Raw genomic sequence first — 18372 nt, 5'->3', positions numbered from 1 at the left:
CTAGGATGGTTGCAGAAAAGGAACGAGTGTTAATGGATTTAAAAGATGTATTTGAATATGCGTTTGACGAAATTTTTGTTACAGATGAGCAAGGGATCGTTGTGCGTGTAAATAGTACATGTGAAAGGCACTACCAACTAGCTGCCGAAGAGTTAGTTGGTAAGCATGTAAAAGAACTACAAAAGGATGGAATCTTTTATCCATCAGCGACATTAGAAGTGATTGAAAGAAAGAGGCCAATTGAACTCGTTCAAACTACAAAATCAGGAGAGTATTTACACGTTCGTACAAGGCCTGTTTTTGATGATGAGGGAAATTTAAGAAGAGTGATTAGTTATTCTCGGGACCTTACTGAACTCTATCAATTACGTCAAAAGGTAGAGGAAATGGATAATCAGCTAAAAACATATAAAAAAGAATTAAGAGAAACATATGAGCATGAAGGACTTATTTTTAAAAGTCTAGCTATGCAAAAAATAGTCGATACAATCAAAAAAGTATCTGTAGTGGATAGTACTGTTCTCGTTTTAGGCGAGACTGGAGTTGGGAAAAGTCGATTAGTACGCCATTTACATGAAGTGAGTCACCGTAAGAATGAAAGTTTCTATGAAATTAATTGTGCGGCATTGCCAACTAATTTAATTGAATCAGAGCTTTTTGGATATTCAGGTGGATCTTTTACAGGTGCGAATCGTGAAGGGAAAAAGGGACTATTAGAATCCGCGCATAAAGGAACTCTTTTTTTAGATGAAATCGGTGAAATGCCGCTTGAAATTCAAGCGAAGCTTTTGCAAGTATTGCAAGAAAAAACATTTCGTCCTATAGGCGGAAGAGAATTAAAAAAAGTGGATGTCCGAATTGTGGCGGCAACAAATAGAGATTTAAGTATGATGGTGAAACAAGGAACATTTCGGAAAGATTTATACTATCGTTTGAATGTCATTCCAATTGCAATTCCCCCGCTTAGGGAAAGAACAGAAGATATTTTGCCGCTTATTTATCATTACTTGCAGCAATTTAATAAAAAGTACGGACGTGATGTGAAACTAGCGCCGAGTACGTTACAAATGTTTGTTGGATATCCGTGGGAAGGAAACAATAGAGAAATAGAGAATGTAATTGAGAGAATTGTTATTACTGTCGATGATGTTGTAACGGTAGAGGATTTGCCACTCTCTATGCAAGAGGCTGCAGTTGAACAATCGGGGCAAAGCCTTTATAAAATGCTGGAAGAGGTAGAGAGAAATATTATTCTTAAAGCGTATAAAACGTATGGATCAAGTTATAAAGTAGCTGAGTTTTTGCAAATTAGTCAATCTGCTGCTACTAGGAAAATTAAGAAGTTCATAGAGGAGGAAGAAAACATTGGATAAAAAGGCGACGTTTGTAAATGTAGAGAAAAAGGCGATGTATATAAATGGTGAGTGGATTACATTGCAAGAACAAATCGAAGTAAATAATCCAGCAACGAAGGAAATATTTGCGACGGTACCAAAGGGCGGAGTAACAGAGGCAAAGCAAGCTGTTGATGCGGCCCATGAAGCTTTTAAATCATGGTCTAAGTTAACAGCAGCAGACCGTGCAGTGAAGTTGAAAAAATGGTTCACACTTATTGATGAAAATAAAGAAGAGATTGCAGCAATCATGACGAGAGAACAAGGAAAGCCATTTGCAGAAGCACTTGGTGAAGTGAATTATGCAAATAGCTTTGTTGAATGGTATGCAGAAGAAGGAAAACGCGTATACGGTGAAATGATTCCTGCTTCTCATCCGAATAAACGTATTTTAGTTATGAAGCAACCAGTTGGCGTTATGGCAGCTATTACACCTTGGAACTTCCCAGCTGCTATGATTACGAGAAAGGTAGCCCCAGCGCTTGCAGCAGGCTGTACAGCCGTTGTGAAACCGGCAAGTCAAACGCCGCTAACTGCATTGAAATTAGCGGAATTAGCCCATGAAGCAGATATTCCAAAGGGCGTAATCAATATCGTAACAGGTAGTGCAAAAGCAATTGCTGATACATGGATGGAAGATAGTCGCGTTCGAAAAGTGTCCTTTACAGGGTCAACGGAAATTGGGAAAGAGTTAATGGTTAGTGCGGCGCAAACGATGAAAAAAGTTTCACTTGAGTTAGGTGGTCACGCTCCGTTTATCGTAATGAATGATGCAGATTTAGATAAAGCAGTAGAAGCGGTGATTGGTTCGAAATTCCGTAACGCAGGACAAACGTGTATATGTACAAACCGAGTATTCGTTCAAGAAGAAGTATACGAAGTATTTGTAGAGAAGTTCCAAAAGGCAGTAGGGCAGTTGAAAGTAGGAGACGGTTTCGGTGACGGAACGACTGTTGGGCCACTTATTGATGAGAATGCAGTTTCAAAAGTACAAGAACATATTGAAGATGCTATTCAAAAAGGTGGAACAGTTTTATATGGTGGTCAAAAGGTCGCAGAGTTAGAGGGACATTTCATTCAACCGACTGTAATTGGGTTGGCAAATGATACGATGCTTTGTATGAATGAAGAAACATTTGGGCCAGTGGCACCAGTTGCGAAATTCAAAACAGTTGATGAAGTAATCGAACGTGCAAATAATACACCATACGGTTTAGCTGCGTATATTTTCACGAAAGACATTAGCCAAGCATTCCAAATTAGTGAAGCGTTAGAGTACGGTATTATCGGTCTAAACGACGGTCTTCCATCAGTTGCACAAGCACCATTCGGTGGATTTAAAGAAAGTGGTATCGGCCGTGAAGGAGGCCATTTCGGCATCGAGGAATATTTAGAAATTAAATATATTTCATTGGGACTATAAGTAGTATACTAGAATCTCTATAAGGTAACAGAGAAGGAGATTCTAGTATGGTATATTGGCTATTATTACTTGTTACAATTATTTTTGAAGTAGCTGGAACAATTGCGATGAAACTATCAAATGGTTTAACAAAGCTCGTTCCAAGTGTACTGATTTTCGTGTTTTATGGAATTTGTTTCAGCGTGTTCGCCATCGTTGTGAAAAAGATTCATTTAAGTATTGCTTATGCTATTTGGTCTGGCGTTGGAACATTACTTATTACAATCATTAGTGTGTACTTTTTTAAAGAGCATATTAGTTTATTTCAAGCATTTTGTATTCTTTTTATTGTTTTGGGTGTCATTGGGCTTAAGGTTTCATCGGCATCATGAAAGCTATCTTTTGTAGAAGATAGCTTTTTTCTATTTGTGCAGTTAGCAATTAATACGACAAAATATGACAAGAAAGCGTAAAGTATTTTGTTATGATACATATGAAATATTGTCTTATGTGGGGGAAAGAGTATGTTAAAAAAGGTGAGTCAAATTGTTTTAATTTTTGGCATAGCTTTTAGTTTAAGTGCTTGCACTGAGACTAAAGATAGTAATGAAAGTAAACAAGAAGATGTTCAAGATAAAGTGTATAAAATAGGGGAGACAGTAGACGTAGATGGTTTGCAAGTAACTATCGATTCAGTTAAATTAGGATATCCGGATTATGATGAGGATAAAAAGAAAGAGGAGATTTTGGGGATTATTTTCAAAGTAGAAAATAATAGTAAAAAGGAAATACCTTTTGCATTTTATGAATTTGAGATTACCGATAAGAAAGGTACAAGATTTAAAGAATATAATAACCCTGATAGCTTTATTAGTAAAAAGTTAGCACCAGAAGAAAAAATTCAAGATATCATGCTATTTGACGTAGCGAAAGAAAATACGTATATCGCTACGTATAGACCAGAGTTTACGCGTGAAAATAGAACAATAAAATTTGAATTGAAACCAAATAAATAAAGAAACACATTGGATTATCCAATGTGTTTCTTTATGGTAATAAATTTAAAACGCCCAGTTACCTTTACGGAAGATAGGTTCATGTCTGCCATCAGCAGTAATACCGTCAATATCAAGCTCAGCTGATCCAATCATGAAGTCGTTGTGTGTAATACTAGCGTTTGCGCCGTTTTCAGCAAGTTCTTCTTTAGACATTGTTTTTCCGCCAACTAAGTTAAATGCGTAAGCATTTCCAATCGCAAGGTGGCAAGATGCATTTTCGTCAAATAGTGTATTGTAGAATAAAACATTTGTGTTTGAAATTGGTGAGTCATGAGGTACTAAAGCTACTTCCCCTAAGAAGTGAGAACCTTCATCTGTTTCTACTAAATGTTTTAAAGCTTCTTCACCAGCTTCAGCTTTATAGTCTACGATACGTCCGTTTTCAAATGTTAACGTGAAATTATCGATAATATTACCTGCAAATACTAACGGTTTTGTACTAGAAACTTGGCCATTTACACCTGTTTTAAGTGGCATTGTAAATACTTCTTCAGTTGGAATATTAGCCATAAATGGTACGTTCTTTTCATTTAAGCTACCAGCACCAGCCCATACATGTTTTTCTGGAAGTTCGATTGTTAAATCTGTTCCAGGACCTGTATAGTGAAGAGCTTTATAATGCTTTTCGTTTAGGTAATCCACTTTTGTATGTAATGTTTCATCATGTTCTTTCCATGCTTCTACAGGATTTTCTAAATCAGCACGAGTAGCTTTGAAAATAGCATCCCATAACTTTGCTTCTTGTTCTTCTGGCGCTACGTCAGGGAATACTTTCGCAGCCCATTCTTTCGTAGGAACAGAAATGACACACCAGCTTACTTTATCTGCTTGTACGTAATCACGGTATACTTTCATTGCTTCTCCAGCTACTTTATGAGCTGTTGCGATACGCGATGGTTCTACACCTTTTAATAAATCAGGGTTTTCCGCATAGATAGACATAAATGCAGCGCCTTCTTTTGCTAATTCTTCACGAGCATGTGCTTTCCAAGATGGAAATTCAGCGAAAGCTTCTTCAGGAGCTAGATCGAATTTTAAGCGTGTTAACGTCTCATCATTCCAATCTACATATACGTGTTTTGCACCAGATTTATATGCTTTTTCTGTAACGAGGCGTACAAATTGTACAGCTTCAAGAGGTGCACTAATTGATAAAGTTTGTCCAGGTTGAATATTAACACCAACATTAACTGCAAGAGCAGCATATTTCTCTAACGTTTGTTCAAATGACATATGTATAATCTCCTTTAATTTGAAAGATTTCTTACTATATATAATACAAGAAAATTCTAAAAATATATATAAATATAAAGTAAAAAGAGAGCTCAAAATGTATTGAGCCCTTATATTTACTTAATTGAAGAAGCAAACTGCTCTACAGTCGTTGTATGGTGTATACGAACGCGCTTCATCTTTAACAATTCATCAGGTTCACCCTTCGTAATGAATTGCCCAGGCTTTGTCGTCGTCGCAAATTGATAATACTTCTTCGTTTCTGCAACAACCTTATCATCTACATGACCGAATGGATAAGCAATCGCGATAACAGGCTTACCTGTTATTTTTTCTAGCTTTTCTTTTGAACCTTTTAACTCTTCCTCATAGTTTGTAATTTTCGGTAAGTCTGCATGTGTTGCAGTATGAGATTGCACCGAGAAAATGCCGGAATCAACCATTTCTTTTATTTCAGAAGTAGACAATGCTCCTTCTACATCAACGTTATCAACAATCATATATTCTGTTGCTGCCGGTTTAAAAGTATCATCTTTTAGCTTTTGTAAAATGCGAAATGCATTCATATTATTTTTCATACCGTCATCAAATGTAACGAAAATCGGTTTATTTACTGTATTTATATCGCCCCAGCGTTCAAACGTTAAAAGCGTATAACCATTGTCCTTTAAATGTTTCATTTGTGCTTCAAAGTTAGCTGGTGATACGAATAAATCTTTAATGCCTTGACCATGATAATCATCAATTGCGTGATACATAAGAACAGGAACCTTTTGTTCGAAAGTAATAGTAGATTTCGTAAGCGGGATTGTTTTCCCATCTTCTTTCATTCCTGTTGCTTCAATTTGGAACTCACCGCGTTTTCCTTCAAATTCCTTTATATCAAAAGGAAGTGTGAATTGTTTCTCTTTTTCTTTAGAAGAAAAAGATTTAGCACTTTCCTTGCCATCAGCTGTGCGCCAAATTTTATATTGTACTTCATTTAAAGAATCTTTTATGTCTGTAATATGAATACTTGTGTTTGTAGATTCGTGTGTAACTGAATTATGTGAGATTTTACCTTGTTCTTGCACAGTCTCTTCTTGTTTCTTAATCCCTTGAGCCGTTTTCTCTTTTTTAGGTTCTGGACTTACATTGTTAGTATTACAGCCTGCTAGAATGGCAGACGTACATAAAGCAATTGCTGCGTATTTTCTCATAAAAATCACCTTCTATTGTGTAGTATGTTGCATATTTACATTAAAATCCCCACCGCTATAAGAGTGGTGGGGATATACCCTTGTTCATCATATCATTTGAAGAAAATGAGGGGAATATGATTTTTAGGAGGTTATTAATGTAATAGATTAGTGACTTTGAATAGATGTATTTTTTTGTTTCTTATTAGAATTAATAATAATATAACCGACTACAAAGATAAGAGGAATAATGAAGACATAGATAGGCATTCCCCATACATAATAGCTTTTCAGCGTTAAGACTAGTAAATGTAAGAAATCGAAAATTGCGTGAGCTTTCATAATATCCTCCAATGGTTTTTTTTTTTTTGAAAATTATAACATTTTAAACTTGTTATTTGTATAATTTGGAAAGTTATTTAAGCTAATTTTAAAGTAAGAAGAATACATATTAATATGCAATTTTGCATAAGGATATGTATTTTTATTAAAATATAAAGATTTTATACTATAATGAAAACCGCTATAAAACTAAGTAAGAATAATGTATGGAGTGGAGAATAGAAATGAAATATAAAAAAATAATATATATCTTTTTCATATCGCTATTTATAGTTGGTTGTCAAAGTGAAGTGAGTAAAGCGAATAGCGTGGAAGAGTATATTCCATCGCATCTTATGAATGCGGAAGTGACGGCGGATATTATGACACTTGAATTTCCTTATGAGATAAAAGAGAAATTAGAGAAAATCGGAAATAAAATGAGCGATAGTATTACAAATAATTTAGATTGGTATTTGAAGTATGCCGAAGAAGAAATTATACCGAAAAAAACGTTTCCTTATCATCAAAACTTAGGTATTACAAAAGAAGAATATGATTTTATGATAGATAAAATGGATAATGCAGAATATATAAATACCAAAGACGGAAAACTCTTTTTTAAAAAGAAAGATCATGAAATTCAAATTCTCTCTGATGAAAATTTGAATCTAATTAAAAATATTCGAATTGATACAGAGAAGAATACAATTAAAACTCCTTTGGGAGAATGCGAATATGAAGGTGAAATCAAGGCGTCGGATGAACAAAAAGCTACTGGTCCATGTAGTGGGAAGATGTGGACTTTAAAAAGTAATGGATTGCTTTATCATTTTTCATTAGGAAAGTTAAAAAACATAAACAAATCTATCATTTACATTTCAATAAAGGGTATATATAAAGATAGGATTATCAATACAGAAGAAGCAGTTGAATTTCACTCGGTTTCATAAAGAATCAAAAAAATCACCTTACTCGTTAAAGTAAGGTGATTTTTTATTAAATAAACAATCCAGCGATTGTCGCAGATAAAATAGAAGCAAGTGTTGATGCAAATAGCATTTTCCAACCAAATTTAGAAACAACGCTTCCTTGTTTTTCAGAAAGGGCACGGATTGTACCAACGATTGCACCAATTTGGCTAATACTTGCGAAGCTAATTAAGAATACTGTAACGATTCCAACTGTACGTGGAGCTAATGTTGTAGCTGTGTCTTTTAAATCAAGGATTGCTACAAACTCATTTAAAACAATCTTCGTACCCATAATACCACCAGCTGGGATAATATCTTGAGTTGGAATACCCATTAAGAATGCGAATGGAGAAAGTACGTAACCGAAGATTTGTTGTAAAGTAATGGCATGTCCCATTGCGCCTGAAGCTGCACTAATTACGTAGTTTACAACTTCCATCACACCGATAAAGGCGATCATTAATGCGGCAACGATACCAGCTACTTTTAAACCATCAAGCGCACCGTTAATCATTGCACCGATAAAGCTGTCCCCGAATAGAGTTCTATTAAATTTTTGAATCACTTCATCTTCTTTCTTCGTATCAACTGGTGTTAATAACGAACAAACGATTAAGCTTGAGAATAAATTTAGCGGAAGAGCTGCTAGTACGTATTTTGCATCTAACATCATTACGTATGATGCTGTAACAGAAGCAGAAACGGAGCTCATCGCAGAACAACAAATGATAAACATACGGTTTTTATTGAAATGCTGTAAATCGTTTTTAATAACGATTAACGCTTCACTTGAACCGAAGAATACAGAGTTTACTGCATGGAATGACTCAACGCGTGGTAAACCAGTAATTTTTGAAATTGCACCGCCGACAACGCGAACGATGAATGGTAAAACACCTAAATAACTAAAGATTGAAAGTAGTGCTGAGAAAAATACGATAATTAATAATACGTTTAAGAAAAAGACAAAATCTCTTTGAATTCCATTAAAGAGAAAATCGACACCTGTCGTACCAAGTTTAATTAGTTTGTTGAAAACCTTACTAATGAAAATAATGATTTGTTGACCAATCTTTGTAGCAAACATAAACCAACCGATTAAAATTTGGAAACCAATCATAATTGCAATTGCACGGAAGTTGATTTTACTTTTGTTGTTTGACAAAGCAAAACATAAACCTAACACGGCAAAAATACCGATAATGCTCATTACATATTGCATGTAGTTGCCCCTTTCAGAAGTTCGTATAAAGTTTGTACATAAAACGCTCGTTATATTACTAAAAATAAAGGAATGAGGTTTTATGTCATACGTAAGATGTCTGACCTTTTAGAAAAATAAAAATAAAAAAAGACCCATATGGATTCACTTTCATCTATGAGAGAAAGCTAATCAATATGAGTCCTTTTTTGCGCATAGGCTAATATTCATTAGTTTTCCCCATAGTCCAGCAATTTAAGGTTGCCGGGTAGAAACTCTCGATCCATATTATCAAGTATATATGAGGTAACATCGTCCGTATTAAATTAGTAGTAGCGTAACATTAACAGAGAACTATCGTCAATAGCTTTTTTTCTTCCAATAGAAAAAGACCATATAAGTATGATAAAATGTAACGCAGTGTTATGAAAAAGAGAGGTCGGAAAATGAGTACTAAAATGACGCCACCAGTTGAGAAAAACGAGTTTATAGATGTAGTATTTGAAGATTTAACACATGATGGTGCCGGTGTTGCGAAAGTAAAGGGCTATCCTATTTTCGTTAAAAACGGATTACCAGGTGAAGAAGCGCAAATTAAAATTATTAAAGTGAAGAAAAACTTCGCATTTGGTCGTTTAATGAAGCTTCATACAGAAAGTCCATATCGTAAAGATGCTGAATGTCCAGTATATAATCAGTGCGGCGGTTGTCAGCTTCAGCACTTAACTTATGAAGGACAATTACAAGCGAAAGAAAAACAAGTACGTGACGTTATGCAACGTATCGGAGGACTAGGTGATGTTCCTGTTCATCCTGTACTTGGCATGGAAAATCCGTGGGTATATCGCAATAAAGCACAAGTACCAATCGGAGAACGTGAAGGCGGACTTGTAGCTGGTTTCTATCGCCAAGGAACGCATGACATCATTAATATGGAATCATGCTTAATTCAGGCAGAAGAAAACGATACATTAATTCAAGAAGTAAAACGTATTTGTGAAAAGCACGGTATCACTGCGTACAACGAAGAGCGTAACAAAGGAACACTTCGTCACGTAATGGCTCGTTACGGACAAGTAACAGGGGAAATTATGCTTGTCTTCATTACACGTACAGCAGAATTACCGAACAAAAAAGCAATCATTGAAGAAATTGCAGCGAAATTCCCAGAAGTAAAATCAATCGTTCAAAACGTAAATACGAAGCGTACGAATGTAATCTTCGGAGATAAAACGACAGTACTGTACGGATCAGAATATATTTATGACTTTATCGGTGACATTAAATTTGCGATTTCAGCACGTTCATTCTATCAAGTAAACCCAGAGCAAACGAAAGTGCTTTACGATAAAACGTTAGAATACGCAAAATTAAATGGTAACGAAACAGTAATCGATGCCTATTGTGGAATCGGATCAATCTCGTTATTCCTAGCGCAAAAAGCGAAAAAAGTGTACGGCGTTGAAATCGTCCCAGAAGCAATTGAAGACGCAAACCGAAACGCAGCACTAAACAACATGACAAACGCTGAATTTGGCGTAGGAGAAGCTGAAGTAGTTATTCCAAAATGGTACAAAGAAGGCGTAATCGCCGACACAATGGTCGTAGACCCACCGCGTAAAGGCTGTGACGAAGCATTACTAAATACAATCATCGACATGAAGCCAAACCGCGTCGTATACGTATCGTGTAACCCAGCAACATTAGCACGTGATTTAAAAGTACTAGAAGAAGGCGGATATAAAACACAGGAAGTACAACCTGTTGATATGTTCCCGCATACGACGCATGTGGAGTGTGTGGCTTGGCTTAAGTTGGTATAATAGGAAAGCAGTTGATATAGGGGAAATCTATACCATCTGCTTTTTGGTTTACAAAAATACCATTCATAAGCGATTTTAGTTAAAATAAATATTGCTGATTTTCACAAATTATAAATTTAGATTTTGAAATTGTATTCATAGTGAGAGGATTTGAATTTGAAATGATAGATAATTTTTGGCGTGAATTACCACGACCATTTTTCGTACTTGCACCAATGGAAGATGTGACAGACGTTGTTTTCCGTCACGTAGTAAGTGAAGCTGGTCGTCCAGACGTATTCTTCACAGAGTTTACAAACTCGGATAGCTATTGTCATCCAGAAGGTATGAAAAGTGTACGTGGCCGTTTAATTTTTACAGAAGACGAACAGCCGATGGTAGCACATATTTGGGGAGACAATCCCGAATACTTCCGTCAAATGAGTATCGGTATGGCAGAACTAGGATTTAAAGGCATCGATATTAATATGGGTTGCCCAGTACCGAATGTAGCATCAAGAGGGAAAGGTAGTGGCCTTATTCTACGTCCAGACGTTGCAGCAGAACTTATTCAAGCAGCAAAAGCGGGCGGACTACCTGTCAGCGTAAAAACAAGACTTGGCTTTAAAGAGTTAAGCGAGTGGGAAGATTGGTTAACGCACATTTTCAAACAAGATATTGCAAACCTTTCTATTCATTTACGCACAAGAGAAGAAATGAGCCAAGTAGATGCGCATTGGGAACTAATTCCGGAAATCAAAAAATTACGTGACCGCATTGCACCAAATACGTTAATAACAATCAATGGAGACATCCTTGATCGTAAAATGGGGCTGGAACTTGCTGAAAAATACGGCATTGATGGCGTAATGATTGGACGAGGCATCTTCAAAAACCCATTTGCTTTTGAAAAAGAGCCAAGAGAACATAGCAGTAAAGAACATCTAGATCTTTTAAGACTACAACTTGATTTACAAGATCAATATGCAGAAGTACTGCCACGCTCAATCACAGGGCTTCACCGCTTCTTCAAAATTTATGTGAAGGGCTTCCCAGGAGCTGCGGAATTGAGAAATCAATTGATGAGTACGAAGTCGACGGATGAGGTGCGTGCTTTGTTGGATAAGTTTGAGGATAGTGTTGGTGAGGCTCAGGATAGTGAGACGGTTTAACTTTTAAGCACTTAAATCATTTCATATGTAGTGCATGACATGAGTGAGTTGAAAATAAGTGCAGAGCTGGAAAAGAACAGTGTATTTGAGAAATCAAAACACTGTTTTTTTCTTTTAGTTAATGTTAAGAGAGAAATCTTTTTATAGGCATATAAAAAACATGTAAGAGCTCTGTAGATACAATGATAGAGAAAAGTTCGGGTAAGACTATAAAACATATCTTTAAAATGTTAAAGTATTAATTTAGTGGACAATAACTAAAAGGCTAGATTAAACATGATAATTTAAAGCAGGTTATAGCATAAACTTTAACCGCTGAATAAATAATCAACATTTCAGGAGGAAACCCAATGGCAATGAGCAACAACGATATATTAAAAAGAGTACGATACGCTTTAGATATAAAAGATATAGATATGGTAGAAATCTTTAAACTTGGCGGGATGGAAGTAACGAAAGAAGACGTAGTTGATATGCTTACAAAAATAAAGAGAGCTCCTCAGCACGAAGCTGAAAATGATGAGGTAGCTGAAGATGAGTACGTAAAAACATGCGATATGATGATGTTAGAGGCATTTTTAAATGGATTTATTACTTTAAAAAGAGGAAAGCAAGATCCGAAACCAGGGCAGCCTGCACCTGTACAGAGCAAGGAGAGTGCCAATAACCTTCTTCTAAAGAAAATGAAAATCGCACTATCTTTAACGAGTGAGGATGTACTTGATATATTAGATAGCGTGGGCGTTACGGTAACAAAAGGAGAGTTAGGCGCTCTATTAAGAAAAAAAGGTCATAAAAATTACAAAGAGTGCGGCGATAGATACGCAAGGAATTTCATTAAGGGATTAGGTGTAAAGTATAGAGGATAATGAGTTCGTTAAAGCAGTAAATGATATAATAGGTAGAGTAGGACGTTCGTATCCTACTCTTTTTTATTTGTAAAAATACTATGCTAGGTGATGAAATGGTACATACATATTTAGGTGAGACAATTAATTTTCATATAACTTATAAGAAGAAAAAGTCCGTGCGTCTTTTTGTAGATTCGTATGGAAATGTAGAAATACAGGCTCCGAAAGGGACACCTGTTGAATACTTAGTCCAGTTGCTAGAAGAGAAGTGGGGTTGGATTCAGACAACACGTAAAGAAATGCAGGAGCGAGCGCATGGACCACAGGAAAAGGATTATGATCAAGGAGAAGGCTTTTTGTATTTAGGGAATACGTATCCGATACAGATTTCCCAAGATGCAAGCATTGAGCAAGACAACGCAGTATTTAAAGGGGATAAGTTACATATTTATGTGAAAGAGCTTAAGGATGAGAAAATACAACAAGCTTTAAAACGATTTTACTATAAGCAGTGTAAATCTTTAGTAGAGAAGAGTATTAAAGCGCATCAAAGTAATTTCAAAACAAAACCACGTTCTATTCGTATTACAGATAGTAGTCGTACTTGGGGTACTTGCGATTCGAATTTACAACTAACATTCAATTGGAAGCTAGCAATGGCACCACAGCGAGTAATTGACTATGTAGTTGTTCATGAAATGTGTCATATGGTTCATTTAAATCATGATCGATCGTTTTGGCGTCTTGTCGGGAAAATCATGCCCGATTATAAGGAAATGGAGAACTGGTTAGCTTTATCTAGTTGGAAGATGACGGTTTAATGTTGCGCTTTGTATAGGTTGCAATTATTGTCAATCTTTGTCGGTAAGTCGATATATTTCGAAAATCGCTGATATATTTGAAGTTGCGCCGATATATTTCGAAAATCGCTGATATATTTGGAGTTGCGCCGATATATTTCGAAAACCGCCGATATATTTGGAGTTGCAATCGATATGTTCAATGAAGAGAAAGTAAAAGGAGATGTCACAGCAGACATCTCCTCTTTTCGAGTATATAGATTATCGCCCAAACTTCACAACAAAATCTTCATCAACTTTCCCCATCTCATACCCACGATACCCCTCCGAAAGCAAAGCCTGCTGTCCACTAGCATCACTCATTAGAATACTTTGAACATCCGTCCAATCTCTTTTCTTGTCTTCACGCAATTCCTTCACAAAAACATACCGCAGACTACCACCATACTTTTCCTTCAGCGCAGCAATCTCCATCCCTTGCGCAAACTTATCCTTCAAACTCGGAATGTTAAAAGGAGCAACGGTGCAGCATACGTAATCATATTTGCTGTCTTCTTTTTGCAATTCTTCCATAATGACTTTCGCTAATATTTTTTGCATCCCATTTCCTCGGCAGTTCGGATGAACGTTTGAGATTTCTTGATAGATGACGCGGTGCAGTTCACTTTCTGATAGACCAATATCAAGCCCTAAATGTTCATCGTCGATAGGAGGGACGAGTAGAGCGCGAAATGCGATGAGTTTGTTTTCGATAAAAGCACCGATCATCATGCCGTTTCCTTTTAGAATGTATTGAAATTCTTCTTGTGAGAGTGGTTGTAAACGACTTTTATCTTCTAGTGCTTCAACTACGATGTTTTGTAGTGATAAAATTTGTTCGATGTGCTCTAGTGATAGTAATGTAACGTGAAATGGATTGTTATTTTGTTTTAATGTTCCTTTGTATAGAACTGTCATGCGTTAGTCCTCCTTTAGCGTACAATGTCCTGAAAGACGGTGAGTTCTTGTAGTGCATCTTCGTTTATTTCAATGCCGAGTCCAGGCTTTTCGTTTAAGCGAATGAATGGTACGTCGTAATGTAAGTTTCCGATGTCTTTTGTGAATTTTAATGGCCCTGTTAGCTCTACGCTCGTAATGATTTTCTTTGAGAAAGCGACATGGAATCCTGCGGAAGAGGCAACAGATGATTCGACCATTGATCCCACTTGGCATTCAATGCCTGCCATTTCTGCTTGATGAGCGAGCTTTACAGCTGGATATATGCCGCCGCATTTCATTAGTTTTATATTTACTTTATCAGCAGCTTCTAATTTAATAATTTGGCGCATTTCACGAGAACTTTTTAATCCTTCATCAATCATAAGCGGGAGGTTTGTTTTAGAACGAATATGAGCCATGGCATCAATATCGTCCGCGATAACAGGTTGTTCAATCCAGTCAATGTTTAAATGTCCTAATGAACGCAGTGCTGTTAATGTGTTCGCGCTATTTTTCCAGCCTTGGTTTACATCAACGCGAATCGCGATGTCATTTCCTACACGTTCACGTACAGCTTCAATACGTTTCACATCTTCTTTTACATTCGTACCAACTTTCATTTTGAAAGATTGGTAACCTTTTTGAATCATAGAAGCAGCTTCTTCAGCCATGTCTTCTGGATTGGCAATACTTAAAACGTGAGTGATAGGGAATTCTTCATGGTAGCGCCCGCCAATTAATTGATATACAGGTTGATTTAGTTTTTTGCCCATTATATCAAAACAAGCAATATCAATTGCGGCTTTCGCTGTTGGAACACCGTAAATTGTATTGTCCATCATGTCGTGTATTTTTTCGATATTCATTGGATTTTTCCCGATTAGAGCAGGGGTTAGCGTATGTTTTAAAGTATGGAAAGTACTTTCCCATGATTCACCTGTGACGTGATCATCAGCAACGCCTTCACCGTAACCGATAATACCTTCATCTGTTTCCATTTTGACGATAATAGAGGGCATATCAGAATAAGAGCCATAACTAATAACAAACGGATTGCGAAGCGGTAAACGAATTGCGTAAAGATGAATAGCTGTAATTTTCATTGAATAGAAACCCCTTCCTGTTTACAATAGTTTTGTACATTTGATATAGTTGACGTTAAATAGTCGTTAATTAATGATAAGGAGTTAGAGAAAATGATGATAAAAATTGCAGTTGTCGGTTCAAAGGAGTTTATGGAGAACCTTTTTCCTATTGCTCAAAAATTAGAAGGAATAGAAATTGATCCATATATTTACCTTCATCCGGCGGAATCTTCTGAATTATTAAAGTGTCTAAAGCCTTGTGATGTCATCTTTTTCTCAGGTGCTTTACCTTATTATATGGCAAAAGAAATAAGAGAACAATTACGAATTCCAAGTACATACTTACAGCAAGACGAGACAACTGTCGCATCTTCAATTCTTTCTATCATGTATCATCAAAGTATTCAACCACATAACATTTCCATCGATTTAGTAGACCGCTCGTTTATTACAAATGTGTTCCATGATATTGGTATAAAAGAAAGCCCGCAAGTGTTGGATTATGAAAATATGCTGTGGAGTAAAGATGAAATAAATAGAGTTATCGATTTTCATGTAGCTAAATATCAATCTGGAGAGGCTCATTTAGCTTTAACTAGTATTCACGCTGTTTACGATGAGCTTCAAAAAATAGGTGTTCCTTCAGAGCGTATGATTGATCCAACACAGTCCATTATACATGGGCTAAAAGATGCAAAAATAAAAGCTGAGTTAGCAAAAAGCTATTCAGCTACTGTTGGTACTTGTATTATTTCTTCCCTAGAATTACGGACGAATTTGCTTGAAAAACTAGATGTCATTTCAAAAGAACTACGTGGTTCATTTAAACAAGTGGATGAAATGACATGCATTCTGTATACAACTCGTGGTGATATCGAATCGATTATTAAAACAAATGCGATAGATAACTTGTTTGCGAGCGTAGAAGGAACGATAGCTATTGGATTTGGTTATGGGAAAACCGTGAAAGAGGCGGAGCAAAATGCAAAAATTGCTCAAAGTTTTGCAAAGAATAATCCAATAGATCGTTGTTTTTATATACTAACAAGTGATAAAGATTTGTTTGGTCCGTTCCCGAAAGAACAGAGAGTACAAAGTTTGAAAAATGATAATCCGGAACTAATGAAAATAGCGAAGGAAACGAAGCTTAGTCCGGCCAACTTGTCAAAAATCATTCAATTTAGTCAATCGCATCCGTCATTGAAGTTTACAGCAGCTGATCTTTCTGAGTACTTACAAGTGACTCGAAGATCGACAGAAAGGTTGTTAAAGAAATTAGTTGATTACGGGTATGCTCATATTTGCGGCGAGGAAATGCCCTATCAACAAGGGCGACCTCGCGCACTATATGAACTGAATTTACCGCTATTTTTAAGCTTCTAGTTGAGCTTTTTGTTTCTTTAGTAGTTCTGCTTTTTCAATGTCTGATAGTTTTACAATTGTGAAGCCTGTTATACCATAAATGATTGAGATAATAGGTACGATGAAATTCAAAATAGCATAAGGGGCATATTCAAATGCACCTACGCCAAGTGTAGCGAGAATAAATACACCGCACGTATTCCAAGGAACGAAGACAGAAGTTAATGTTCCGCCATCTTCTAATGCTCTGGATAAGTTTTTTGAATGTAGTCCTTTTTCTGTGTATGCATTTGCGTACATTCTTGAAGGGACAACAATTGAAATATATTGTTCAGAGCAAGTAAGGTTTGTTGCAAAACAAGATGCGATAGTAGAAGCGATAAGCCCTTTTGCTGATTTCGCTAACTTTAAAATTTGATTTACAATTGAGCGAAGAATACCTGTATGTTCTAATACTCCTCCGAAAGTCATAGCGACAATTGTCATAGAGACTGTATTCATCATCGAATCTAAGCCACCGCGGTTAAATAGTTCGTCTACTAGCTTGTTTCCAGTGTCTATAACAAATCCAGCTTGGAGTGCACCGACAGATGCTGAGACAGAACCACCTTGAATAAAGACTTGTGATAAAAATCCTAAAATAATACCGACGAGAATCGCTGGTATAGCAGGAACTTTTTTTGCGACCAATACCATAACGACTACGGGTATAATGAGTAGGAAAGGTGAGATAACAAAGTTTTGTTGCAATACTTGTAACGTTTGATCGATGCTCTTCGCATCAATATTGTTAGCGCCGAAGCTTCTTCCTAAGAGCGCGTAAACGATAAGAGTAATAATTAAACCTGGAACTGTAGTAAATAACATATGACGAATGTGTGCGAATAAATCTGTATTTGTTAATCCTGCGGCTAGGTTAGTTGTATCTGAAAGCGGTGACATTTTATCGCCAAAATAAGAGCCTGAAATAATGGCACCAGCAACCATTGGAGCTGGGATTCCCATACTTAGGCCAATTCCCATTCCAGCAACACCAATTGTCCCCATTGTAGACCAAGAGCTACCAATTGCTAATGCAACGATAGAACAAATGACGGTAATGGAAACTAAAAATAGTGATGGAGTTAAAAGTTTTAAACCGTAATAAATCATCGTTGCGACGATTCCACCGCCAATCCAAGCACCAATTGTTAAGCCAACAAGAATAATAATGACGATAGCAGGTAATGCAAGACGAATCCCTTTATACATTGCTTCTTCAAGATCATTCCATTTGTAACCGTAACGCCAAGCGACAATAGAAGCAACGGTTGTACCGATAATAAGTGGAACGTGAGGGGTTTGTTTTAATACAACAATTGTAACCATCATAACTGCAACGGTAATGATAATAGGGATAATCGCTATTCCAAAAGGTATTTCTTTTTTCATAAAGTTCCTCCTTGTTACGTATGTTTGTTTGTATTTTTAGAATTGTCGTAAAATAGACGTTTATTAGGTTATGATAACTAAAAGTTTATGTAAGCGTCAACATAAAAAACAGAAAATAAGGAATGTTCTA

At 36.3% G+C, this 18372-nt stretch carries 17 protein-coding genes and 1 riboswitch; of the genes, 10 read left to right on the top strand and 7 right to left on the bottom strand.

Going from position 1 to position 18372, the window contains the following annotated elements; genetic code table 11:
* Positions 1-5 precede the first annotated feature (5 nt).
* From AB6801_RS22400 to AB6801_RS22385, 4 genes are all read left to right on the top strand, one after another.
* On the top strand, positions 6-1373 hold the full coding sequence (locus AB6801_RS22400) for a sigma-54 interaction domain-containing protein (protein WP_000225151.1): 1368 nt from the start codon (positions 6-8) through the stop codon (positions 1371-1373).
* Positions 1366-2817, top strand: coding sequence for an NADP-dependent succinate-semialdehyde dehydrogenase (gabD, locus tag AB6801_RS22395; protein WP_097999063.1), 1452 nt, complete (start codon positions 1366-1368; stop codon positions 2815-2817). The genes AB6801_RS22400 and gabD overlap by 8 nt, the downstream gene beginning before the upstream one ends.
* Before the next feature lie 47 nt (positions 2818-2864).
* Positions 2865-3188, top strand: coding sequence for a DMT family transporter (locus AB6801_RS22390; RefSeq protein WP_000263262.1), 324 nt, complete (start codon positions 2865-2867; stop codon positions 3186-3188).
* 132 nt (positions 3189-3320) lie between these two features.
* On the top strand, positions 3321-3812 hold the full coding sequence (locus AB6801_RS22385) for a DUF4352 domain-containing protein (RefSeq protein ID WP_000915105.1): 492 nt from the start codon (positions 3321-3323) through the stop codon (positions 3810-3812).
* Between the two features lie 45 nt (positions 3813-3857).
* On the opposite strand, the gene AB6801_RS22380 is transcribed toward AB6801_RS22385, so the two are convergent.
* The 3 genes from AB6801_RS22380 to AB6801_RS22370 form a co-directional block, all read right to left on the bottom strand.
* Complete coding sequence (locus tag AB6801_RS22380) at positions 3858-5087, bottom strand: aminopeptidase (protein WP_000007357.1); 1230 nt, start codon at positions 5085-5087, stop codon at positions 3858-3860.
* 116 nt (positions 5088-5203) lie between these two features.
* Complete coding sequence (locus tag AB6801_RS22375; RefSeq protein WP_001233709.1) at positions 5204-6286, bottom strand: polysaccharide deacetylase family protein; 1083 nt, start codon at positions 6284-6286, stop codon at positions 5204-5206.
* Between the two features lie 147 nt (positions 6287-6433).
* Entirely contained in the window at positions 6434-6607 is a 174-nt protein-coding gene (locus tag AB6801_RS22370; RefSeq protein ID WP_000643592.1) for a hypothetical protein, read from the bottom strand.
* 224 nt (positions 6608-6831) lie between these two features.
* Between AB6801_RS22370 and AB6801_RS22365 the strand changes: the two genes are divergently transcribed.
* Positions 6832-7539: a hypothetical protein gene (locus AB6801_RS22365; protein WP_097999062.1), complete on the top strand. Its 708-nt coding sequence runs from the start codon at positions 6832-6834 to the stop codon at positions 7537-7539.
* A 46-nt stretch (positions 7540-7585) separates the two neighbouring features.
* On the opposite strand, the gene AB6801_RS22360 is transcribed toward AB6801_RS22365, so the two are convergent.
* Positions 7586-8782 (bottom strand): NupC/NupG family nucleoside CNT transporter, encoded by a 1197-nt coding sequence (locus AB6801_RS22360; protein ID WP_097999061.1) that lies wholly within the window; start codon positions 8780-8782, stop codon positions 7586-7588.
* A gap of 202 nt (positions 8783-8984) precedes the next feature.
* A riboswitch (purine riboswitch) is annotated at positions 8985-9086 on the bottom strand.
* A gap of 121 nt (positions 9087-9207) precedes the next feature.
* Here AB6801_RS22360 and rlmD point away from each other — a divergent pair.
* The 4 genes from rlmD to AB6801_RS22340 all read left to right on the top strand — a co-directional run bounded on the left by rlmD (position 9208) and on the right by AB6801_RS22340 (position 13407).
* Entirely contained in the window at positions 9208-10584 is a 1377-nt protein-coding gene (rlmD, locus tag AB6801_RS22355; protein ID WP_065224767.1) for a 23S rRNA (uracil(1939)-C(5))-methyltransferase RlmD, read from the top strand.
* 161 nt (positions 10585-10745) lie between these two features.
* The gene (locus AB6801_RS22350; RefSeq protein ID WP_000566706.1) at positions 10746-11735 is read left to right on the top strand and encodes a tRNA dihydrouridine synthase; all 990 of its coding nucleotides are present in this window, start codon (positions 10746-10748) and stop codon (positions 11733-11735) included.
* A 350-nt stretch (positions 11736-12085) separates the two neighbouring features.
* Positions 12086-12604 carry a YehS family protein gene (locus tag AB6801_RS22345; protein WP_001251702.1) on the top strand — a complete coding sequence of 173 codons (519 nt, stop codon included), beginning with the start codon at positions 12086-12088 and terminating at the stop codon, positions 12602-12604.
* A gap of 95 nt (positions 12605-12699) precedes the next feature.
* Positions 12700-13407, top strand: coding sequence for a M48 family metallopeptidase (locus tag AB6801_RS22340; RefSeq protein ID WP_000233735.1), 708 nt, complete (start codon positions 12700-12702; stop codon positions 13405-13407).
* A 240-nt stretch (positions 13408-13647) separates the two neighbouring features.
* On the opposite strand, the gene AB6801_RS22335 is transcribed toward AB6801_RS22340, so the two are convergent.
* Together AB6801_RS22335 and AB6801_RS22330 are read right to left on the bottom strand one after the other, a co-directional pair.
* Positions 13648-14343, bottom strand: a complete 696-nt coding sequence (locus AB6801_RS22335) for an N-acetyltransferase (RefSeq protein ID WP_097999059.1) — start codon at positions 14341-14343, stop codon at positions 13648-13650.
* Between the two features lie 14 nt (positions 14344-14357).
* The gene (locus AB6801_RS22330) at positions 14358-15467 is read right to left on the bottom strand and encodes a mandelate racemase/muconate lactonizing enzyme family protein (protein ID WP_097999058.1); all 1110 of its coding nucleotides are present in this window, start codon (positions 15465-15467) and stop codon (positions 14358-14360) included.
* Between the two features lie 93 nt (positions 15468-15560).
* Here AB6801_RS22330 and AB6801_RS22325 point away from each other — a divergent pair, with 93 nt between their 5' ends.
* Complete coding sequence (locus AB6801_RS22325) at positions 15561-16832, top strand: transcriptional regulator (RefSeq protein ID WP_097999057.1); 1272 nt, start codon at positions 15561-15563, stop codon at positions 16830-16832.
* On the opposite strand, the gene nhaC is transcribed toward AB6801_RS22325, so the two are convergent.
* Positions 16821-18242, bottom strand: a complete 1422-nt coding sequence (nhaC, locus tag AB6801_RS22320) for a Na+/H+ antiporter NhaC (protein WP_000711520.1) — start codon at positions 18240-18242, stop codon at positions 16821-16823. The genes AB6801_RS22325 and nhaC overlap by 12 nt on opposite strands.
* Positions 18243-18372: the final 130 nt, after the last annotated feature.

This window comes from Bacillus sp. RCC_6_1 (assembly GCF_041360755.1).
Lineage (GTDB): Bacteria > Bacillota > Bacilli > Bacillales > Bacillaceae_G > Bacillus_A > Bacillus_A cereus.
The sequence above is the reverse complement of the archived record's forward strand: the minus strand, read 5'-3'. Positions and strand labels throughout refer to the sequence as shown.